The sequence below is a fragment of the Curtobacterium sp. NPDC092190 genome, assembly GCF_044755625.1.
Lineage (GTDB): Bacteria > Actinomycetota > Actinomycetes > Actinomycetales > Microbacteriaceae > Curtobacterium.
On the sequence record NZ_JBIVRJ010000003.1, the window covers coordinates 246,599 to 263,913 of the forward strand.

General features: G+C 72.4%; 23 protein-coding genes. 11 read left to right on the top strand and 12 right to left on the bottom strand.

Annotation, left to right across the window (positions count from 1 at the left end):
- The first annotated feature begins 11 nt into the window (after positions 1 to 11).
- Genes ACIQFY_RS09020 through ACIQFY_RS09030 form a run of 3 tightly spaced genes read left to right on the top strand, consistent with a single transcriptional unit; the run spans position 12 to position 1,528 of the window.
- Entirely contained in the window at positions 12 to 746 is a 735-nt protein-coding gene (locus tag ACIQFY_RS09020) for a M56 family metallopeptidase (protein WP_209683672.1), read from the top strand.
- 48 nt (positions 747 to 794) lie between these two features.
- Positions 795 to 1,277 carry an FBP domain-containing protein gene (locus ACIQFY_RS09025; RefSeq protein WP_081985224.1) on the top strand — a complete coding sequence of 161 codons (483 nt, stop codon included), beginning with the start codon at positions 795 to 797 and terminating at the stop codon, positions 1,275 to 1,277.
- Positions 1,274 to 1,528 carry a hypothetical protein gene (locus ACIQFY_RS09030; RefSeq protein ID WP_209683676.1) on the top strand — a complete coding sequence of 85 codons (255 nt, stop codon included), beginning with the start codon at positions 1,274 to 1,276 and terminating at the stop codon, positions 1,526 to 1,528. Before ACIQFY_RS09025 ends, ACIQFY_RS09030 begins: the two co-directional genes overlap by 4 nt.
- A 156-nt stretch (positions 1,529 to 1,684) precedes the next feature.
- Here ACIQFY_RS09030 and ACIQFY_RS09035 read toward each other — a convergent pair whose 3' ends face one another.
- Positions 1,685 to 2,563, bottom strand: a complete 879-nt coding sequence (locus ACIQFY_RS09035; RefSeq protein WP_400339514.1) for a LysR substrate-binding domain-containing protein — start codon at positions 2,561 to 2,563, stop codon at positions 1,685 to 1,687.
- A 68-nt stretch (positions 2,564 to 2,631) separates the two neighbouring features.
- Between ACIQFY_RS09035 and ACIQFY_RS09040 the strand changes: the two genes are divergently transcribed.
- From ACIQFY_RS09040 to ACIQFY_RS09050, 3 genes are read left to right on the top strand one after another with little or no spacing between them, the layout of a single operon-like run.
- Positions 2,632 to 3,117, top strand: coding sequence for a GNAT family N-acetyltransferase (locus ACIQFY_RS09040; RefSeq protein WP_400339517.1), 486 nt, complete (start codon positions 2,632 to 2,634; stop codon positions 3,115 to 3,117).
- A gap of 24 nt (positions 3,118 to 3,141) precedes the next feature.
- Entirely contained in the window at positions 3,142 to 3,600 is a 459-nt protein-coding gene (locus ACIQFY_RS09045; RefSeq protein ID WP_326495695.1) for a GNAT family N-acetyltransferase, read from the top strand.
- 17 nt (positions 3,601 to 3,617) lie between these two features.
- Positions 3,618 to 3,815 carry a hypothetical protein gene (locus tag ACIQFY_RS09050; RefSeq protein ID WP_209683687.1) on the top strand — a complete coding sequence of 66 codons (198 nt, stop codon included), beginning with the start codon at positions 3,618 to 3,620 and terminating at the stop codon, positions 3,813 to 3,815.
- 125 nt (positions 3,816 to 3,940) lie between these two features.
- Here ACIQFY_RS09050 and ACIQFY_RS09055 read toward each other — a convergent pair whose 3' ends face one another.
- On the bottom strand, positions 3,941 to 5,128 hold the full coding sequence (locus ACIQFY_RS09055; RefSeq protein WP_326495694.1) for an aminotransferase class I/II-fold pyridoxal phosphate-dependent enzyme: 1,188 nt from the start codon (positions 5,126 to 5,128) through the stop codon (positions 3,941 to 3,943).
- Between the two features lie 112 nt (positions 5,129 to 5,240).
- Here ACIQFY_RS09055 and ACIQFY_RS09060 point away from each other — a divergent pair, with 112 nt between their 5' ends.
- Positions 5,241 to 6,017: an isocitrate lyase/phosphoenolpyruvate mutase family protein gene (locus ACIQFY_RS09060; protein ID WP_066652738.1), complete on the top strand. Its 777-nt coding sequence runs from the start codon at positions 5,241 to 5,243 to the stop codon at positions 6,015 to 6,017.
- Positions 6,018 to 6,329: 312 nt separating this feature from the next.
- Positions 6,330 to 6,617: a hypothetical protein gene (locus ACIQFY_RS09065; RefSeq protein WP_066652736.1), complete on the top strand. Its 288-nt coding sequence runs from the start codon at positions 6,330 to 6,332 to the stop codon at positions 6,615 to 6,617.
- Between the two features lie 99 nt (positions 6,618 to 6,716).
- Here the strand turns inward: ACIQFY_RS09065 and ACIQFY_RS09070 are convergent, their stop codons facing one another.
- Positions 6,717 to 7,064: a hypothetical protein gene (locus ACIQFY_RS09070; protein WP_400339522.1), complete on the bottom strand. Its 348-nt coding sequence runs from the start codon at positions 7,062 to 7,064 to the stop codon at positions 6,717 to 6,719.
- A gap of 99 nt (positions 7,065 to 7,163) precedes the next feature.
- On the bottom strand, positions 7,164 to 7,517 hold the full coding sequence (locus tag ACIQFY_RS09075; protein WP_066652730.1) for a hypothetical protein: 354 nt from the start codon (positions 7,515 to 7,517) through the stop codon (positions 7,164 to 7,166).
- A gap of 159 nt (positions 7,518 to 7,676) precedes the next feature.
- On the opposite strand from ACIQFY_RS09075, the gene ACIQFY_RS09080 reads away from it, so the two are divergent.
- On the top strand, positions 7,677 to 8,303 hold the full coding sequence (locus ACIQFY_RS09080) for a TetR family transcriptional regulator C-terminal domain-containing protein (RefSeq protein WP_066652727.1): 627 nt from the start codon (positions 7,677 to 7,679) through the stop codon (positions 8,301 to 8,303).
- A 36-nt stretch (positions 8,304 to 8,339) separates the two neighbouring features.
- Here the strand turns inward: ACIQFY_RS09080 and ychF are convergent, their stop codons facing one another.
- The 3 genes from ychF to ACIQFY_RS09095 all read right to left on the bottom strand — a co-directional run bounded on the left by ychF (position 8,340) and on the right by ACIQFY_RS09095 (position 10,242).
- Positions 8,340 to 9,413: a redox-regulated ATPase YchF gene (gene ychF, locus ACIQFY_RS09085; protein WP_326495693.1), complete on the bottom strand. Its 1,074-nt coding sequence runs from the start codon at positions 9,411 to 9,413 to the stop codon at positions 8,340 to 8,342.
- Between the two features lie 61 nt (positions 9,414 to 9,474).
- Positions 9,475 to 9,675 (bottom strand): hypothetical protein, encoded by a 201-nt coding sequence (locus ACIQFY_RS09090; RefSeq protein WP_066652723.1) that lies wholly within the window; start codon positions 9,673 to 9,675, stop codon positions 9,475 to 9,477.
- 24 nt (positions 9,676 to 9,699) lie between these two features.
- Positions 9,700 to 10,242, bottom strand: a complete 543-nt coding sequence (locus ACIQFY_RS09095) for a hypothetical protein (protein WP_326495692.1) — start codon at positions 10,240 to 10,242, stop codon at positions 9,700 to 9,702.
- Positions 10,243 to 10,292: 50 nt separating this feature from the next.
- Between ACIQFY_RS09095 and ACIQFY_RS09100 the strand changes: the two genes are divergently transcribed.
- Both ACIQFY_RS09100 and ACIQFY_RS09105 read left to right on the top strand, forming a co-directional pair.
- Entirely contained in the window at positions 10,293 to 10,958 is a 666-nt protein-coding gene (locus tag ACIQFY_RS09100; protein ID WP_245171741.1) for an exonuclease domain-containing protein, read from the top strand.
- 97 nt (positions 10,959 to 11,055) lie between these two features.
- Positions 11,056 to 11,814: a GntR family transcriptional regulator gene (locus ACIQFY_RS09105; RefSeq protein WP_326495691.1), complete on the top strand. Its 759-nt coding sequence runs from the start codon at positions 11,056 to 11,058 to the stop codon at positions 11,812 to 11,814.
- 18 nt (positions 11,815 to 11,832) lie between these two features.
- Here ACIQFY_RS09105 and ACIQFY_RS09110 read toward each other — a convergent pair whose 3' ends face one another.
- From ACIQFY_RS09110 to iolB, 5 genes are all read right to left on the bottom strand, one after another.
- The gene (locus ACIQFY_RS09110) at positions 11,833 to 12,240 is read right to left on the bottom strand and encodes a tautomerase family protein (RefSeq protein WP_326495690.1); all 408 of its coding nucleotides are present in this window, start codon (positions 12,238 to 12,240) and stop codon (positions 11,833 to 11,835) included.
- A gap of 183 nt (positions 12,241 to 12,423) precedes the next feature.
- On the bottom strand, positions 12,424 to 13,464 hold the full coding sequence (locus tag ACIQFY_RS09115; protein ID WP_209683703.1) for a Gfo/Idh/MocA family protein: 1,041 nt from the start codon (positions 13,462 to 13,464) through the stop codon (positions 12,424 to 12,426).
- Positions 13,465 to 13,482: 18 nt separating this feature from the next.
- Positions 13,483 to 14,433, bottom strand: coding sequence for a sugar phosphate isomerase/epimerase family protein (locus tag ACIQFY_RS09120; protein ID WP_400339527.1), 951 nt, complete (start codon positions 14,431 to 14,433; stop codon positions 13,483 to 13,485).
- 31 nt (positions 14,434 to 14,464) lie between these two features.
- Entirely contained in the window at positions 14,465 to 16,402 is a 1,938-nt protein-coding gene (gene iolD, locus ACIQFY_RS09125) for a 3D-(3,5/4)-trihydroxycyclohexane-1,2-dione acylhydrolase (decyclizing) (RefSeq protein WP_400339530.1), read from the bottom strand.
- On the bottom strand, positions 16,399 to 17,307 hold the full coding sequence (gene iolB, locus ACIQFY_RS09130) for a 5-deoxy-glucuronate isomerase (protein WP_326495687.1): 909 nt from the start codon (positions 17,305 to 17,307) through the stop codon (positions 16,399 to 16,401). The genes iolD and iolB overlap by 4 nt, the downstream gene beginning before the upstream one ends.
- Positions 17,308 to 17,315: the final 8 nt, after the last annotated feature.

The window sequence follows — 17,315 nt, forward strand, 5'->3', positions numbered from 1 at the left end:
GGAACCGAGCAGTGGTCGTCGTCGGAGTCGCCCTCATCGCCCTCGCCCTCGTCGTCGTGGTGGTCGCCCCGCGCGTCCTGACCCGGTCCGCCTGGACGATCGACCATCCACGCACGGCGCTGGTCTCGTGGTCCGTCGCGGTCCTGCTCGGCGTGGTCGGATTCGTCGTCGGGGTCGCCCTCGTCGTCGCGGCCGACCGGCCGCTCGACCCCTTCCGGCTCACCGAGTCCCCGACGCACGGCCTGAACCTCGGCGTCGCACTCCTCGGCGTGGCAGCGTTCGTCGTCGCGGTCCGGGTCCGTCCCGGCGCCGAGCACGAGGCAGTGCGGCAGGCCATGCGGTCGGGCACCGCTCCGCACCGACAGATCGACGGCACCACCGTCGCCCTGGTCGAGGCGGACCACGCGCTCGCCTGCGCGGTCCCCGGTCGGTCCGGCGGTGTGCTCGTGAGCACCGGGCTCGCCGACCTGCTGCGGACCGACGAACTGGAGGCCGTGGTCGCCCACGAGCGCGCCCACCTGACGCAGCGCCACGCGGTGGCCGTCGCGGTCGCCGAGTCGATCGAGCGTGCGGTCCCGTGGGTGCCCGGGGCGCGCGCCATGGCGCGCTCGACGCGCGTCCTCGTCGAGTTCGCCGCCGACGACGCGGCGGCCCGACGCGTCGGACGCGACGCCCTGCGCCGGGCGGTGCTCGTGGCGGACGGGACGAGCGCGCTCGGGGCGGTCCGTGCGTCCCGGCTGCGCTGAGCCCACCGGTCACGCCTGTCGGGGGCGAGGCATAGGGTGGCAGGCACCGTGAAGCCACTGACCGAAGCAGACATCCGTTCGTCGTTCGTGAACGCCACCCCGGACGAGCTCGAGCAGCTCCCCATCCCGGGGCTGCACGAGATGCTGTGGGACGAGCGCGAGTTCCTCGGCTGGCGCGACCCGCAGGCCGCCCGACGCGGCTACATCGTGTCGTGGATCGACGACCGCCCGGTCGGCATCGTCGTCCGCTCCGCCGGCGGTTCGCTCCGCCCGGGCATCGCCGCGATGTGCTCGTTCTGCCACTCCCCGCAGCCGGCGACGCAGGTCCGCCTGTTCTCCGCCGCCCGCGCCGGTGAGTCCGGCCGGAACGGCAACACCATCGGGTCCTACATCTGCGAGGACCTCGGCTGCTCGATGCTCATCCGGACGGCCCCGCCGCACCTCAACCCGCCCGCGACGATCGCGATGCGCGGCGAGGCCCTGCTCGGGCGCGTGCGGAACTTCACCGAGGACGTGGCGAAGACCGCGTGAGCCGGTTCGCCACCGCGCGGTGGGCCGTCGTCGAGGAACAGGGCGACGGGCGCTGGCGCCTCAGCATCCGCGACGAGGCGGACGACGAGCTCGGCGCCCTCGGCCTCGGGGTCGAGGGGCCGTGGGACCCGGACGTCGAGCCGCACGTGGCGTTCGTCCTGGTGCAGCTCGGACTGACGCTCCGCGGTGCGCGGCCGTGGCACGAGGACGAACTCGGCGACCAGCGCGCACCGGTGCTGCCGCTCGGGTGAGCGACCGCTCCAGCGGCCGCGGCGGGCGGCGGGCGGCGGGCGGCGGGCGGGGATCGAACCACGTACCCGACGTCGAACCAGCCACGCCGCCTGGTTCGACGTCGGGGACCTGGTTCGACGCTGCATTGCACCCCCGGCCCGGCGGCGGGGCACAGCTCAGGGCTCGGTGGCCGCGATGAAGTTGCGGAGGATCTCGCGGTCGTCGTCGACGCGGACGGCCCAGACCAGCTCGCTGCGGTGCGGGTCGTCCTGCAGCGGGAGCAGGACGACGGTGTCGGGTGCCGCGAGGGTTGCGCTCTCCGGGGCGATCGTCACACCGAGCCCCGCTCCGACCAGGTGGAGCACGGTCGCCCACGTCGTGGCCTCCTGCACGACCTCGGGTCGCCGTCCGTCGACGACCACGGGCGCGAGGTTGCGTTCGGTCGCGACCGCACCGGCGATCGCCGGGAAGAACACGAACGGGTCGTCGACCAGTTCGGTGCCGCGGATCGACGCCCGCTCCGCGAGCCGGTGCCCGTGCGGGACCGCCGCGACGAAGGGCTCGGAGCGGAACGGCAGGAACCGCACGGCGGGGTCCGGGTCGGGGTCGCGCAGCACCGCCAGGTCGAGCTCGCCGCGGACGATGCGGGCGAGCAGCGTCGACGAGTAGCCCTCGGTGAGTTCGACGCGGACGAGCGGGTACCGCTGCCGGAAGGCCTGCACGCGCTCGATCGGACCGAGGGGCAACGCCGAGACGACGAACCCGACGTCCAGCCGTCCGGCCTCACCGCGTCCGACCCGCACGACCTCGTCCAGGTCGCGCGCTGCCTGGTCGAGCAGCGAGCGCGCACGGCCCTGCAGCACCCGACCGGCGGCGGTGAGCGCGACGCTGCGCGAGGTGCGGACGAACAGGTCCACCCCGAGGTCACGCTCGGTCCGTCGGATCTGCTGCGAGAGCGCGGGCTGGGCGATGCGCAGCCGCTCGGCGGCCCGCCCGAAGTGCAACTCGTCGGCGACGGCGAGGAACGCCCGGAGCTGCCGCAGGTCGACATCCATGCACGCAGCCTATCGATGTGCGGGAACGAGTATTGGACGCGATCAGATCCCTCGTCGAGGATGGGTCCGTGCCCGAGACGCCCACGCTGACCATCGCCGAGTTCGAGACCGCCGCCGACGCCACGGCGTTCCGCACCCTCAACGAGGCGTGGATCGAGCAGTACTTCACGCTCGAGGACGAGGACCGCGCGATCCTCGGCGATCCGATCGGCCGCATCATCGAGCCCGGCGGTGCGGTGTTCGTCGCGCGGCTCGACCACGAGGTCATCGGCTGCATCGGGATCATGCCCGTGGACGAGCGCGTGTTCGAGCTCGTCAAGATGGCGGTCTCGCCGGTGCACCAGGGGCACGGCACCGGGCGGAAGCTCATCGCCGCAGCACTCGACCGCGCCCGGTCCCTCGGCGCGCAGCGGGTCGCGCTCGAGAGCAACAGTGCCCTGGCGAGCGCCGTGCACCTGTACGAGGCGTTCGGCTTCCGGCACCTCGGACACGACGAGATCGCGCCGAGCCCGTACGCCCGGGCGGACGTCCACATGGTGCTCGACCTGGTCTGACCCCGACCCGGTAGCGTCGCGCTCGTGCACATCCGACCGCGCCGCGACGATGACCTGGAGCACCTGGTCCAGGTGCTCCGGCGCACGCACGACGAGGACGGCTACCCGGCGCACTGGCCCGACGATCCGGTCACGTGGCTGACCCCGCCCGGGCACCGCTCGGCGTGGACCGCGTGGTCGTCGGGCAGCGTGGTCGGTCACGTCGGACTGGCCGCTCCGGCCGCGGCCGCGGCACCGCTGGTCACCCGACTCGTCGTCCACCCGGACCACCGTGGGCAGGGCGTCGCCGACGCCCTGCTGGCGGCTGCCGAGGCCTCCGCGGCGTCACCGGTCCTGCGGCTCGACGTGACCGAGGAGACCCCCGGTGCGTGGCGGCTCTACGAGCGCCGCGGCTGGCGGTTGACCCACCGGTCTCCCGCGGACTGGGCGAAGCCGGACGGGACCGTCCCGACCATGCGGTGGTACGAGAAGCGCCTGCCGTGAGCCGGTACGCTCGCCGCATGGCGACGTACGAGGTGCAGGCCGTCCGTGAGCGCGGCGTGTGGCAGGTGTTCATCGAGGGGACCCCGATCACCGAGGTGCTCCGCTGGTCCTCCGTCGGTCCGGTCGCACGGGAGTTCCTCGCGATGGACCGCGACGACGACCTGCGCATCCGCGTCGTCGGCCGCAACCAGTACGTCGACGAGCTGTCCGACTGACGCCGTCGCGGCGCTCCTCCGCGCGCGTCCTCCCGCGGTGAGGCTCGGGCTGAACGACGTCCCTCGCGCGCCCGGGCCCGGGACGGGTCGCTGGGCGCGAGACTCGTCCGAGCGCGACCGACCGCTCAGGCGACGTGCCAGACCAGCCCCTCCTGCGCGCTCGACGGGTAGGCCGCCGCGATGCGGTGCACGGCCTCGCGCAGGGTCTCCGGTGAGCACGCCAGGTTGAGCCGCGCGAACCCCCGCCCCTGGGCGCCGAAGCCGAGCCCGGAGTTCAGCGCCACGTACGCGTGCTCACGGAGCGGCACCGCCGGGTCGTCGCCGAGGCCGATCCCCCGGAAGTCGAGCCATGCCAGGTAGCCGGCCCGCGGCCGCGTGTAGACGACCCCGGGCAGGTGCTCCGCGAGCAGGGACCCGAGCAGCCGCTCGTTCGCGACGATGCGGGCGACGACGTCGTCGAGCCAGTCCGTCGCCAGGGTGAACGCGGCGAGGTTCGCGTGCAGCCCGAGGATGCTCGTGCGGCAGGCGACCTCCTCCCACAACGTGTCGAGGAGCGCCGCGGCCCGGTCGTCCCCCGCGACCATGACGGAGCACTTCACGCCCGCGAGGTTCCAGCCCTTGCTCGCGCTCGTCACGCAGACGCTGCGGGCGCCGTGCTGCTCGGCGACCATCGCGAACGGGGTGAAGTGGACCCCCGGGTGCGTGAGCGGCGCGTGGATCTCGTCGCTGACGACGAGCACGTCGTACCGCGCCGCCAGCTCGGCGAGCGCCTCGAGGTCGGCCCGGTCGTGCACGAGCCCCATCGGGTTGTGCGGGTTGCAGAGCAGGAACACCCGGACACCGTCGGCGAAGGCGCGCTCGAGCCCGGCGAGGTCGAGCCGGTAGACGCCCCACTGCTCGGTCAGCGGGACCTCCTCGACCTGACATCGTGCTTCCTCGACGAGCTCGAAGAACGGCGGGTACACCGGCGGGGTGATCGCGACGCGTCCGCCCTCAGGGAGCGCGAGCCGCAGGGACTCGACGATCCCGACGCTGACGTCCGTCGCCAGGTGCACACGCTCCGGGTCGACCGCCCAGCCCCACCGGTCGCGCGCGAACTGCGCGAACGCCGGCGCGAGCGGCCCGGGGCCGTCCAGGTACCCGAGGTCGGACTGCTGCACCCGCTCGACCAGTGCCTGCCGGATCGCCGGCGCCACGTCGTGGTCCATCTCGGCGACGAACAGCGGCAGCACGTCGGGCGCGTAGCGCGTCCACTTGATGCTCGTGCGGACCCCGCGGAGCGTGCCGACCGGGTCCTGTTCGTCGTCAGCCATGCGTCCCAGCATGCATCGACCGGAAGGCCCGGTGCGAGTCCGGCCGTCATCCCGCGTCGTCCAGCGGTCACCTCCCGTGCGTGCCGAGGCCCGCCCACGTAGGTTCGGCACCATGAGCACGAGCACCGCCGACAAGGCGACCACCCTCAAGCAGCTGCACGAAGCCCCCGAGATCCTGCGCGTCGTGAACGTGTGGGACGCGATCAGCGCGAAGGTCGTGAGCGACCTGCCGGAGACGAAGGCGATCGCGACCGCCGGGCACTCCATCGCCGCGAGCCACGGCTACGACGACGGCGGGATGCCGCTCGACGTGGCCCTCGCGGGCGCCGCGACCGTCGCCGCCGCGACCGACCTGCCCGTCACGGCAGACCTCGACGACGGGTACGCGGACCCGGCCGAGACGATCCGTCGCGCGATCGCCGCCGGGATCGTCGGCGCGAACGTCGAGGACCGACTCCGTCCCTTCGACGAGGCCGTCGCCCGCGTCGCCGCGATCACCGCCGCAGCCGAGGCCGAGGGCGTCGCCTTCCAGCTCAACGCCCGCACCGACGCGATCGCCCGGGGTGGCGACCGCCCGATCGACGAGAGCATCGAGGACGCCATCGCCCGCGGGAAGGCGTTCCTCGACAACGGCGCCGCACTCGTCTTCGTGCCGGGTGCGATCCAGCGCGACGTGGTCGAACGACTCGTCGACGGGCTCGGTCGCGGCAAGCTCTCGGTGATCGGACTGCCGGGCGCCCTGCCGGCTGCCGAGTACGAGGCCCTCGGCGTCGCCCGCATCTCCTACGGTCCGCTGACGCAGCGCGTCGCGCTGCGGGCGCTCCGCGACCTGGCGACCGACCTGTACGGCGACGGCGTCGTGCCGGAGGACACCCCCGCTCTGAACTGACGGCCCACCGGACGGACGGCGCGGTGCACGCTCGCACCGCGCCTCCCGTCCGTCTTGCTGGACGTTCCGGACGAAGCGACGTATAGTGTCTCCTTGGTGCACTGCAGCGAACCCATCTGACTCGCGCACACCAGCACGTCTCGTACCGACCCGCCGGGTCGCATTCCACCGAGACCACCGCTCGATCCGAACGGACGAGCAGCACGTCGAGACACGACGTGCGCACCCGCAGCCGATGCGTCGTGCCGGACCACGGAGTCCGCCGACCAGAGCACGGCCGGGTGCCGAACGACCAGGAAGTACCGCACCACCATGACCAGCAACGACCGCATCACCATCTCCGGGACCGCGCTCGCGGCCCCCACCGTCTCCCCCGACCGCATCGCCGAGTTCCCGGTCCGCGACGACCGCTCGCAGCGCGAGTACCTCGTCCGCATCGCGGCCGACGACCTGCGCCTGTTCGTCACGCGTGACGCACGCGTGGACATCGACGGCGAGGCCGGCTGGACCGTACCCGGCCGCTCCTGGCGGGGCGAGTCGAGCCGGACCATCCTGCTCGCGCGCCGCGTCGGCAAGGGCGAGCTCGCCCTGGCCGCCTAGGTCGAACCCGCCGGAACCGCTCACACGGTTCCCGGTCCACACACGACGAACGCCGCCGGCCCAGCGCCGGCGGCGTTCGTCGTCTGTGCCTTCGGGGTGTCAGGCCGGGCCGTACGACGACGGCTGCTCGGCTCCGCGGAAGCGCGTGCCACCGTCCGCGTTCACCGGGAGCGCTGGACCCGCACGTCGTGCCGCGTCGCGCAGGCGACGGATGAACGCCGGGTCCTCGGGCTCGAGCTCGTCGTCCGGGGCGACCGTCACGCAGAGCTCGCTCGCCGGGCCGACGAGCAGGATCGACGTCGACACCGAACCGTCGTCACCGACGCTCGGCACCGTGATCGTGTCGGTGCGCGAGTTCGCTCCGAGGACGGCTGCGTAGTCGGCGACCGCGTCCGCGATCAGGTCTCCGGTGAGGATCTGGCTCGCGTCGTAGTTGATGTACTTCACGTCTCCTCCTCGTCTCTCCCTCGACGGTAGGTACCGCGTGTGCGAGGAGGTTCGGAGTGTGCGTTCCGTGGCCAGTCCACTCCTCGGGGCGTGCGGCGGTCAGACCTCAGGCGGGTCCGTCCGGAGGCGCTTGGCCTCCGGCTCGTCGGAGTGCGACGACGCGGCGTCCGTGAACCGTCCGCCGCCCACCACCGCGATGCGGCGCCCGAGCTCGTTGACCAGGTCCTCATCCTCGGGCTCCAGCTCGTCGTCCGGCGCCGCCTCGACCATGATCTGCGAGGCCGGCCCGAGCAGGACCTCCGCCGTGGTGCCGTAGCCCTCGGCGTCCGCGGTCGGGATCTCGACGATGTCCGTCGTCCCGTTCTCGCCGAGCGCAGCGGCGTAGGCGAGCACCGCCTCGGCGATCGCGTCGCCGGTCATCACTCGGTTCTCTCCGTAGACCACGTACTTCATGCGTCCAGTGAACGCTGCGACCTCGGTGGGCACTCAGCTCGGACGGGCATCGGGGGACGCGCTGCTCCTCCGCCACGCCGGGACTGCGCGGCTGCGGAGATCGGCTCTTCCCAGTTCTGGGGACTGGTCAGGGCAGCACGCACCCGGTGGACTGGACCCATGCGATCGTTCCACCCCCTCGACACGTCAGCGCTGCTCCGGGTCGAGATCGTCGACGCGATGATCCGTGTGCTCCGCGCGAACGCCCTGCACGAGGTCTCGTACGAGCACGTGGCCACCGAGGCGTCGCAGCCGCTCGACGTCGTCACCGAGGTGTTCCCGACCTGGGACGGACTCCTGCTCGCCACCATCGACCAGTGGAACGACCAGCGGACCACCGCGCTGCTGCCGATCGCCGAGCGCAGCGGCACGATCGTGTTCCTCCGCGCCATCGTCCGCGCGAACGTCGCCGACCCGTCGCTCATGCGCTTCCTGACCTCGACGCTCAACATCGCCGCGACGCCGCACCACCCGCTCGCACCGATGCTCCACCTGCGCTGGCGTCGCTTCCACGGGTTCGTGCTGGCGGCCCTGCAGCGGGACGTCGAGCTCGGCCGGGAGCCGCGCACCATGGAGCCGGCTCGTGGTGCCGAGCAGCTCCTCGCGACGTACGAGGGGCTGCAACTGCAGTCGATGGTGCGGCCGGAGATGGACCTGCTCGAGTCGTTCGACCGCGCGGTCACCCGACTCCGCGAGGGCTGGTCGCGCGAGTACGTGCCGCCGGTGTGGGACCTCGAGACGGCCTGACGGGGCGACCGGTCGTCGTCGGACGCCCCGCTTCCGTCAGTTGTTGAAGCGGAACTCCACCACGTCGCCGTCCTGCATGACGTAGTCCTTGCCCTCGATGCGGGCCTTGCCGTGCGCACGGGCCTCCGCGATCGAGCCGGCCGCCATCAGGTCCCCGAACGAGATGACCTCGGCCTTGATGAAGCCCTTCTCGAAGTCGGTGTGGATCACGCCGGCAGCCTGGGGAGCCTTCCACCCCTTGCCAATCGTCCACGCACGCGCTTCCTTCGGCCCGGCGGTCAGGTAGGTCTGCAGCCCGAGGGTGTCGAACCCGATACGGGCGAGCTGGTCGAGACCGGACTCGGTCTGCCCGGTCGACTCGAGCAGCTCGGCGGCGTCCTCGGGGTCGAGCTCGATGAGCTCCGACTCGACCTGGGCGTCGAGGAACACGGCCTGCGCCGGTGCCACGAGCGCGGCCAGCTCGGCCTTGCGGGACTCGTCGGTCAGGATCGCCTCGTCGACGTTGAACACGAAGATGAACGGCTTCGCCGACAGGAGGCCGAGCTCGGCGATCGGCGCGAGGTCGATCGAGGTCGCGGAGAGCAGCGTGCCCTGCTCGAGCGCCGCCTTCGCCTCGTTCGCGGTCTCGAGCACGATCGGCTCGGCCTGCTTGAGCTTCACGGTCTTCTCGTACCGGGGCAGCGCCTTCTCGATGGTCTCGAGGTCCGCGAGGATGAGCTCGGTGTTGATGACCTCGAGGTCGTCCTTCGGCGAGACCTTGTTCGCCACGTGCACGACGTCGTCGTCGGTGAAGCCGCGGACGACCTGCGCGATGGCGTCGGCCTCGCGGATGTTCGCGAGGAACTTGTTGCCGAGGCCCTCGCCCTCGCTCGCACCCTTCACGATGCCGGCGATGTCGACGAACGACACGGGCGCGGGCACGGTCTTCTCGGAGCTGAAGAGCGTCGCGAGCTGGTCGAGCCGCGGATCGGGCAGGTTCACCACGCCGACGTTCGGTTCGATCGTCGCGAACGGGTAGTTCGCGGCGAGGACCTGGTTCTTGGTCAGGGCGTTGAACAGGGTCGACTTGCCGACGTTCGGGAGACCGACGATTCCGATGGTGAGAGCCACGGGAGCACAGCCTACCGGCGGCGGCCCGCCGGAGCCGACCCGGTCCTCCAGGCCGGTGCCGTCAGGACGGCCAGATGCCGGACAGGAAGCTCACGAACGTGAGCAGCAGGCCGTGCGCGATCCCGAGCACGATGCCGGCGACCAGCACCGCGGTCACGAGCAGGGTGGTCCCGAGACCGATCCCACGCCGCACCGTGTGCGGCCGCGCGTCCACGCGGTGTGCACCCGCCAACAGCTCGTCCAGGTCCCTCGGCTCCCCCATGCGCCGACTGTACGTCGCGGCGGGTCAGGACACCAGCGCTCTGATGCGCTCGTCGACCAGGGCGAGCACCTCGGCCTGGAGGCGCTGGGAACCGCGCCAGTCACCGCGCACCTCGAGCGCGTGGTCCGCACCGTCGACCGTGTGCAGTCCGGCGCGCGTCGTCCCGACCGCGGAGGGCAGCCACATCGGGTCGGCGGAGCCGCCGACGGCGAGCGAACCGGTACCCGCCGCGGCGAGCGCGGCGACGACGGCCGGGTCGGTGAGGACCGGCGTGAGCCAGAGCCCGTCGACGCCGTGGCGGACCGCCCAGGGCAGGGCGGAGCAGCCGAACGACTTCGCGACGACGAGGTCCGGGCGGCGGCCGTCGAGTGCGCCTGCCACCTGGCGCTCGACGAAGGCCACCGGGTCGACCTTCGCTACGGCGTCGACCGTCCACGCCGGCGCGACGACCTCGACGCCGTGCTGCGCGGCGATCGCGCGCGTCCACCAGAGCAGGGGCGCCTGCTGCCCGTACCCGGCACCGGGCAGGACGAGGACGAGCGGGGTCGTGGTGGCGGTGGCGGTCACGCCTCGGACGCTACCGCGCCGGGCCGCAACGCCGAGGCCGCGTGCGGGTGATGTCGGAACCCCGTGCGACCATCGAGGGCGTGCCGTTGAACTTCACCGCGATCGACTTCGAGACCGCGAACAGCTCCCCCGCGAGCGCCTGCTCCGTCGGACTCGTCAAGGTCCGCGGCGGCCGCGTGGTCGAGCGGGCCTCCTGGTTCATCCAGCCACCGCTGGGCCACGACGCGTTCCTCGAGTGGAACACCCGCATCCACGGCATCGTCGCGACGGACGTGGTCGGGGCGAAGGGGTGGGCCGAGCAGTACCGGGACATCGTGGCGTTCGCCGAGGGGGACGTCCTGGTCGCGCACAACGCCCGGTTCGACATGGGTGTGATCGCCGGCGGCTGCTCGGCGACCGGCACGGAACTGGCGGAGCACCACTCGCTGTGCTCGCTCCAGGTGGCGCGCAAGACCTACACGCTCGACTCCTACCGACTCCCGATGGCGGCCCGCGCGGCCGGGTACGAGGGCTTCCAGCACCACGACGCCGCTGCCGACGCCGAGGCCTGCGCCGCGATCGTCGTGCACGCCGCGGGGCAGCACGGGTGCGACACGGTCGAGGCGCTCGGTGCGGCCACCCGGGTGCACATCGCGCCGGTGCGACCGCGGACGGAGCAGCCCCGCGCGGCAGCCCAGCCGCGGCTGTCGAACCGTCCGATGATCTTCGCCGACTGACGATCCCGGGGAGCCGGGCCGCGCAGAGTCCGGTGCTATTGTCACGACATAGCCGAGGGGTGCCGTCGCCGGTGCCCTCCCCACCCGGAGGACCGCGATGACCAACGAGGGCCAGCTGCCGTCCGACTTCTCCACGGACCTGGACCGCTCCGGGCCGGTGCCGCTGTACTTCCAGGTCGCATCGCGGCTCGAGGAGGCGATCCGCTCCGGTGCGATGCCGCCCGGAGCACGGCTCGAGAACGAGATCGCCCTCGGCGAGCGACTCGGGCTCTCGCGCCCGACGATCCGCCGAGCCATCCAGGACCTGGTCGACAAGGGGCTGCTCGTCCGTCGTCGAGGGATCGGCACGCAGGTCGTGCACGGCCCCGTGACGCGCAAGGTGGAGCTGACGAGCCTGTACGACGACCTCGCGCAGGGCTCGCAGGCACCGGCGACCACGCTGCTCGAGCGCACGGACCTGCCGGCGAGCGACGTCGTCGCCGAGGCCCTCGGCACCGCCCCGGGCACGCCGGTCGTCCACATCCGCCGGGTCCGCTTCGCCGAGGACGTCCCGATGGCGATCCTCGAGAACTTCCTGCCGCCCGAGTTCACGGCGATCACCGACGAGGACCTGCAGACGCACGGGCTGTACCAGCTGCTCCGCGGCCGGGGTGTCACGATGCGGGTCGCGAAGCAGCGGATCGGGGCACGGGCGGCCACCGACGACGAGGCCTCGCTGCTCGAGATCGAGGACGGTGACCCGGTCCTGACGATGAGCCGCACGGCGTACGACGCGTCGGGCCGGGCGGTGGAGTACGGGGTGCACTGCTACCGCCCGGACCGCTACTCGTTCGAGGTCACCCTCGTCGACAAGTAGGCCGGCGGACCCGCTGCCTCAGCCGGCGGAGGGGACGCCGAGCTCGCCGGTCACGTACTGGGCACGGCCGAACCCGAACGACCAGTCCTGCGGCCCGTTCTCCACGTAGCCGATGAAGACGTCCTCGCTCGCGACGCCGACCTCGGCGAGCCGGTCGTGCACGGCGCGGTAGAGACCCTGCTTCGCCTCGTCGCTCCGACCGCCCTGGGTGAAGACCTGGACCATGACGACGCCCTCGGTCCGCTCGAAGCCGAGACCGGCGTCCTGCGCGATGATCTGCTGCGCCGGGTGCTCGGTGATCACCTGGAACCGGTCGCGCTCGGGGATGCCGTACTCGGCGACGATGGCGGTGTGGACCGCGTCGGCGACGGCACGCACCTGCTCCGGGGTGCGACCGGTGACGAGATCGATGCGGACGAGCGGCATGGTGCCTCCTGGGGGTGCGTGGGGGGGTGGCGGTGCGCCGTCGCGGACGGGAGGCGCGGTGCCAGCATGCACCGCGCCTCCCGTCCGGTACACGGCCCGTCTCCAGCACCGGTGCCGGCACCTCCGTCGCCGGGCGCCCGCCGCCGGGCGCCGCCGTCAGGCGTCCTTCGTCAGGGTGCGTCCTCAGGCGTCAGGCGTCGTCTCGTAGAACGCGGGCTTCGCGGTGGCGTAGGTCACGTGCTCGAGGGCGCCGGTCTGCTGCGCCCGCACGGCGACCTCGGCGACGACCGACGCCGTGTAGCCGTCCCAGGCGCTCGGCCCGTCGATGCCCCCGGTGCGGGCAGCGTCCACCCAGCGCTGGACCTCCTCGTCGTACGCGGCGCCGAAGCGCTCGACGAAGGACGGGGTGACGCCTTGGCCCGAGACACCGGCCGACACGACGTTCATCGTCGTCTCGCGCCCGATGTACGCGACGCCGGACTCGAACACGGCGTCGGTCGTCACCTGGTACCCGAACTGCGCGTTGACGTTGATCTCGACGATCGCCATGGTGCCCGACGCGGTGGTGAACAGCACGAACTGCGGCTCCGGCAGGTCGACCGGTCCGAGCGAGTTCCTGCGGGGCTTCTTCACCTCGACCGCGACGATCGGCTCGCCCGTGAGGAACGGGATGATGTCGATCTCGTGGATGACCGAGTCGTGGATGAGCATCGACTCGCTGAAGTTCGGCGGCGTCGTCGGGTTGCGGTGCGCGTGGTGCAGGGCGAGCAGCGCGCCGTTCGTGCCGGACTCCCGGAGTGCCCGGAGCTCCTGGTACCCCTTGTCGAAGCGACGCATGAAGCCGACCTGGATCCGTGGGCGGTCGGACCTCGCCTGCTCGAGCTCGACGATGCGCAGGGAGTCCTCCGCGCTCGTGGTGAGGGGTTTCTCGCACAGGACGGCGAGACCACGCTCGATCGCCGGCACGAGGACGGGCTCGTGCAGGAACCCGGGCGTCGCGACGAGCACGGCATCGATCGGCGTCGCGTCGAGGGCGTCCTCGAACGACGCTGCGGTGAGCGCCCCCGGTGCCCGCTCGGCGGTGGCGGTGGCCCGGGCGGTGTCCGGGTCGACGACGGCGACGACGTCTGCGCCGGCGATCGTGGACGTGATGCGACGGACGTGGTCGCTGCCCATCGCGCCGGCTCCGACGACGGCGACGCGGAGGTTCTCGGTGGTGCTCACGGGGTTCTCCTGGGGGGGTCAGCGGACGCGCGCCGAGGCGGTCGAGCCGAGGATGTGCCGGACGGTGCGCTCGGCGATCGGGCCGGGGGCGTCGACCGAGCAGCCGTACATGTCCTGCTCGACGATGCCGAAGACATCCGGGTCGATCCGGGCGACGGCCTCGATGACCGGGGCGAGCTCGGGGGTGCCGTGCGGCGGCTCGGTCATGATGCCCTGCGCCACGGCCGTCGCGAAGGGCACGTCGTTCTTGAGCACGTCGAACAGCAGCTCGGTGTCGACCTGCTTGAGGTGGAGGTAGCCGATGCGCTCCGGGTGTTCGGCGATCATGCGGAGGTTGTCGCCGCCGTAGTAGGCGAAGTGCCCGGTGTCCAGGCACAGGTTCGTGTACCGCGGGTCGGTCTCCTCGAGGAAGCGCACGGTCTCGCGGTACGTGCCGACGTGGCTGTCGGCGTGCGTGTGGAACTGCTGGCGGACGCCGAACTCCTCGAGCAGCGCCTTGCCCAGCTGGTCGTGTCCCCTGCCGAGGCGCTCCCACTGCTCGTCGGTCAGGGTCCGCGACTCGAGCACCGCACCGGTCGCGTCCGAGCGCCAGAGGTCCGGGATCGTCACGAGGTGCCGGGCACCGAGCGCCGACGCGAGCCCGGCGACCGCGACCGCCTGGTCCCACGCCCGCTGGAACTGGTCGTCACCCTTGTGGAACCCGGTGAAGACCGTGCCGGCGGACAGCCGGAGGCCGCGGGACTCGAGCTCGTCGGACAGCTGCGCCGGATCGGTGGGCAGGTACCCGTACGGACCGAGCTCGATCCACGTGTAGCCGGCTGCTGCGGCCTCGTCGAGGAAGCGCTGCCACGGCACCTGGCCCGGGTCGTCCGGGAACCAGACGCCCCAGGAGTCGGGGGCGGTGCCGATGCGGATCGCGGCGGGGGCGGCCGCGGCGTCGGTGGCAGCGGTGTCGGCGGTGTCGGTCATGACGTCGTCGTCCTTCGTGGGATGGGTTCGTTCAGCCGAGCAGGGGGCGCTGCGACGCGACCTGCTGCTCGTACTCGGCGCGGGCCTGCCGGGTGCTCGGCAGGGTCGAGGTCTCGGCGACGGGGACGTCCCACCAGCCGTCACCCTCGGGGGCGGGGGCGAGCGGGTCGGCGTGCACGTGCACCAGCGTGGTGTGGTCGTTCGCCTTGGCCTGCCGCACGGCCGCGGTCAGGTCGGCGATCACGTCCGGGCCGGGGCGGACCTCGATCACGTCGACGCCGTAGGAGCGCGCGTTCGCGGCGAGGTCGACGGGCAGCACCTCGTCGTTCTCGAACGACCCGGTGTCGTCCCGGTAGCGGTACTCCGTGCCGTAGCGCTCGGAACCGACGGTCTCGGACAGGCGGCCGATCGACGCGTAGCCGTCGTTCTGCACGAGCACGACGACGATCTTGATGCCCTCGGCGACCGCCGTCACCAGCTCGGTGTGCAGCATCAGGTACGAACCGTCGCCGACGAGGACGATCGCGTCGCGGTCCGGGGCGCCGCGTCGCACGCCGATGCCGCCGGCGATCTCGTAGCCCATGCACGAGAAGGCGTACTCGACGTGGTACCCGAGCGGGTCGCGGACCCGCCAGAGCTTGTGCAGGTCGCCGGGCAGCGAGCCGGCCGCCTGGACCACGACGTCGCGCGGGTCCGTCGCCGCCCGGACCGCGCCGATGATCTCCGACTGGCCCGGGACCGCACGTCCGGACGGCACGGACGCGGCGTCGACGACGGCGTCCCACTCCTGCTTCCGCGACGCGACCTCGGCGGCGTACCCGGCGGAGACGGCGTACGACGGGGCGTCCGACGAACCTGCCGTGAGCATCTCGGTCAGCGCGACCAGCGCCTCCCGGGCGTCCGCGACCAGCGGCAGCTGCGAGCCGTGCTTGTGGGCGTCGAACGCGGCGACGTTCACGTTGACGAAGGTCACGTCGGGGTCCTGGAACGCCGTCCGGGACGCCGTGGTGAAGTCGCTGTACCGCGTGCCGATGCCGATCACGACGTCGGCCCGTGCGGCGATCGCGTTCGCCGCAGCCGTCCCCGTCGCCCCGATGCCGCCGAGGTACTGCGGGTGGTCCCAGACGAGCGAGCCGCCGCCCGCCTGCGAGGTGCCGACGGGGATGCCCGTCGTCTCGACGAAGGCCGCGAGTTCGTCCTCGGCACCCGAGTAGAGCACGCCACCACCGGCCACGACCACGGGACGCTCGGCGCTCCGGATCGCCTCGACCGCACGGGCCAGCGGTCCGCGTTCCGGCAGCGGACGCCGGACGTGCCACTCGCGCGGTTGCAGGAACGTCACCGGCACGTCGAGCGCTTCGGCCTGGACGTCCTCGGGCAGGGCGATCGTCACGGCGCCGGTCTCGGCCGGGTCGGTGAGCACCCGCATCGCGGCGAGCGCGATCGGGAACAGCTGCTCGGGCCGTTCGACGCGGTCGAAGAACCGCGACAGCGGCCGGAACGCATCCGTCACCTGCAGCGACGGGTCGTGCGGCATCTCGATCTGCTGCAGCACCGGATCGGTCCTGCGGGTGGCGAAGGTGTCCGACGGCAGCAGGAGCGCGGGCAGCCGGTTCGTCGTCGCGAGCGCGGCGCCGGTGAGCATGTTCGCCGCGCCGGGGCCGACCGAGGCCGTCGACGCGAAGGTCGCCCGGCGGCGGTGCATCCGGGCGAACCCGACGGCCTGGTGCACCATCGCCTGCTCGTTGCGGGCCTGGTGGTACGGCAGCAGGCCGGGCTGGTCGACGTGGAGCTGCTTGATCGCCTGCCCGAGACCGGCGACGTTGCCGTGCCCGAAGATGCCGAAGATCCCCGGGATCGTGCGCTCGCGGTGGTCACCGTCGACGGTCCACTGGTTCGCCAGGAACGCGACGAGCGCCTGACCGACGGTCATCCGACGGGTCTGCTCCGGGCCGGCGTACTGGCTCATCGGGAGGGCTCCTTCTCGTAGGGCAGGCGCGGGTCGATCGGTTCCGAGGTCCACGTCTGCCGGACCCACCCGTGGGCGGGGTCGTCGGTGATGTTCCAGACGCGCTCCGGGTCCGGTCCGGCCATGACGTTGAGGTAGTACATGTCGTAGCCCGGTGCCGCGACGGCCGGTCCGTGCCAGCCGTACGGCACGAGGGCGATGTCCCCGGTCCGCACCTGGCGGAACTCGTCGATGGGCCGGTCGTCCGAGGCGTACGTGCGGTGCAGGGCGAAGGGGTCGGCCTGCTCGGGAGCCTGCAGACCACGGGTCACGGCGGCTTCGTAGTAGTAGATCTCCTCGAGGTCCGACTCCTCGCCCGGGCGGTTCGTGTCGTGCTTGTGCGGCGGGTACGACGACCAGTTGCCGGCCGGCGTGATCACCTCGCAGACGATGAACCGCACCGCGTCGAGGGCGGCCGGGGTCCCGAAGTTGTGCACCTGCCGGCTCGACTGCCCCGCGCCGCGGAGTTCCACGGGGACGTCGACGCGGGCGATGTACGTGCTCGGCTGGACCGTCTCCGTAGGCGCCTCGGCCACGGCGACACGACCGGAGCCGGTGATCGTCGCGGCGGTGCCGGAGCCCAGGTAGAGGACGTCGGTCGGCCCCTCGAAGACGCCGGTGCGTCCCTCGAGCGCCTGCTCGGTGTCGTCGTACGCCACGGTGAAGCTGCCGGCGAGCGGGACGACGAGGCGCTCGACCGCGTCGGCCGGGAGGCGCAGCTCGCCACCGTCCTGCAGGGCGCCGGTCCGCAGACCGGTGTGCGTCCACCCCTCGACGCGGCCGTCGACCACGTCGGTCCAGCCCGCCTCGGGGCGGGAGCCCGCCGGGATGAACCAGCGGTCGCGCTGCTGCTGTTCGTTCGCCATGCTGCGCG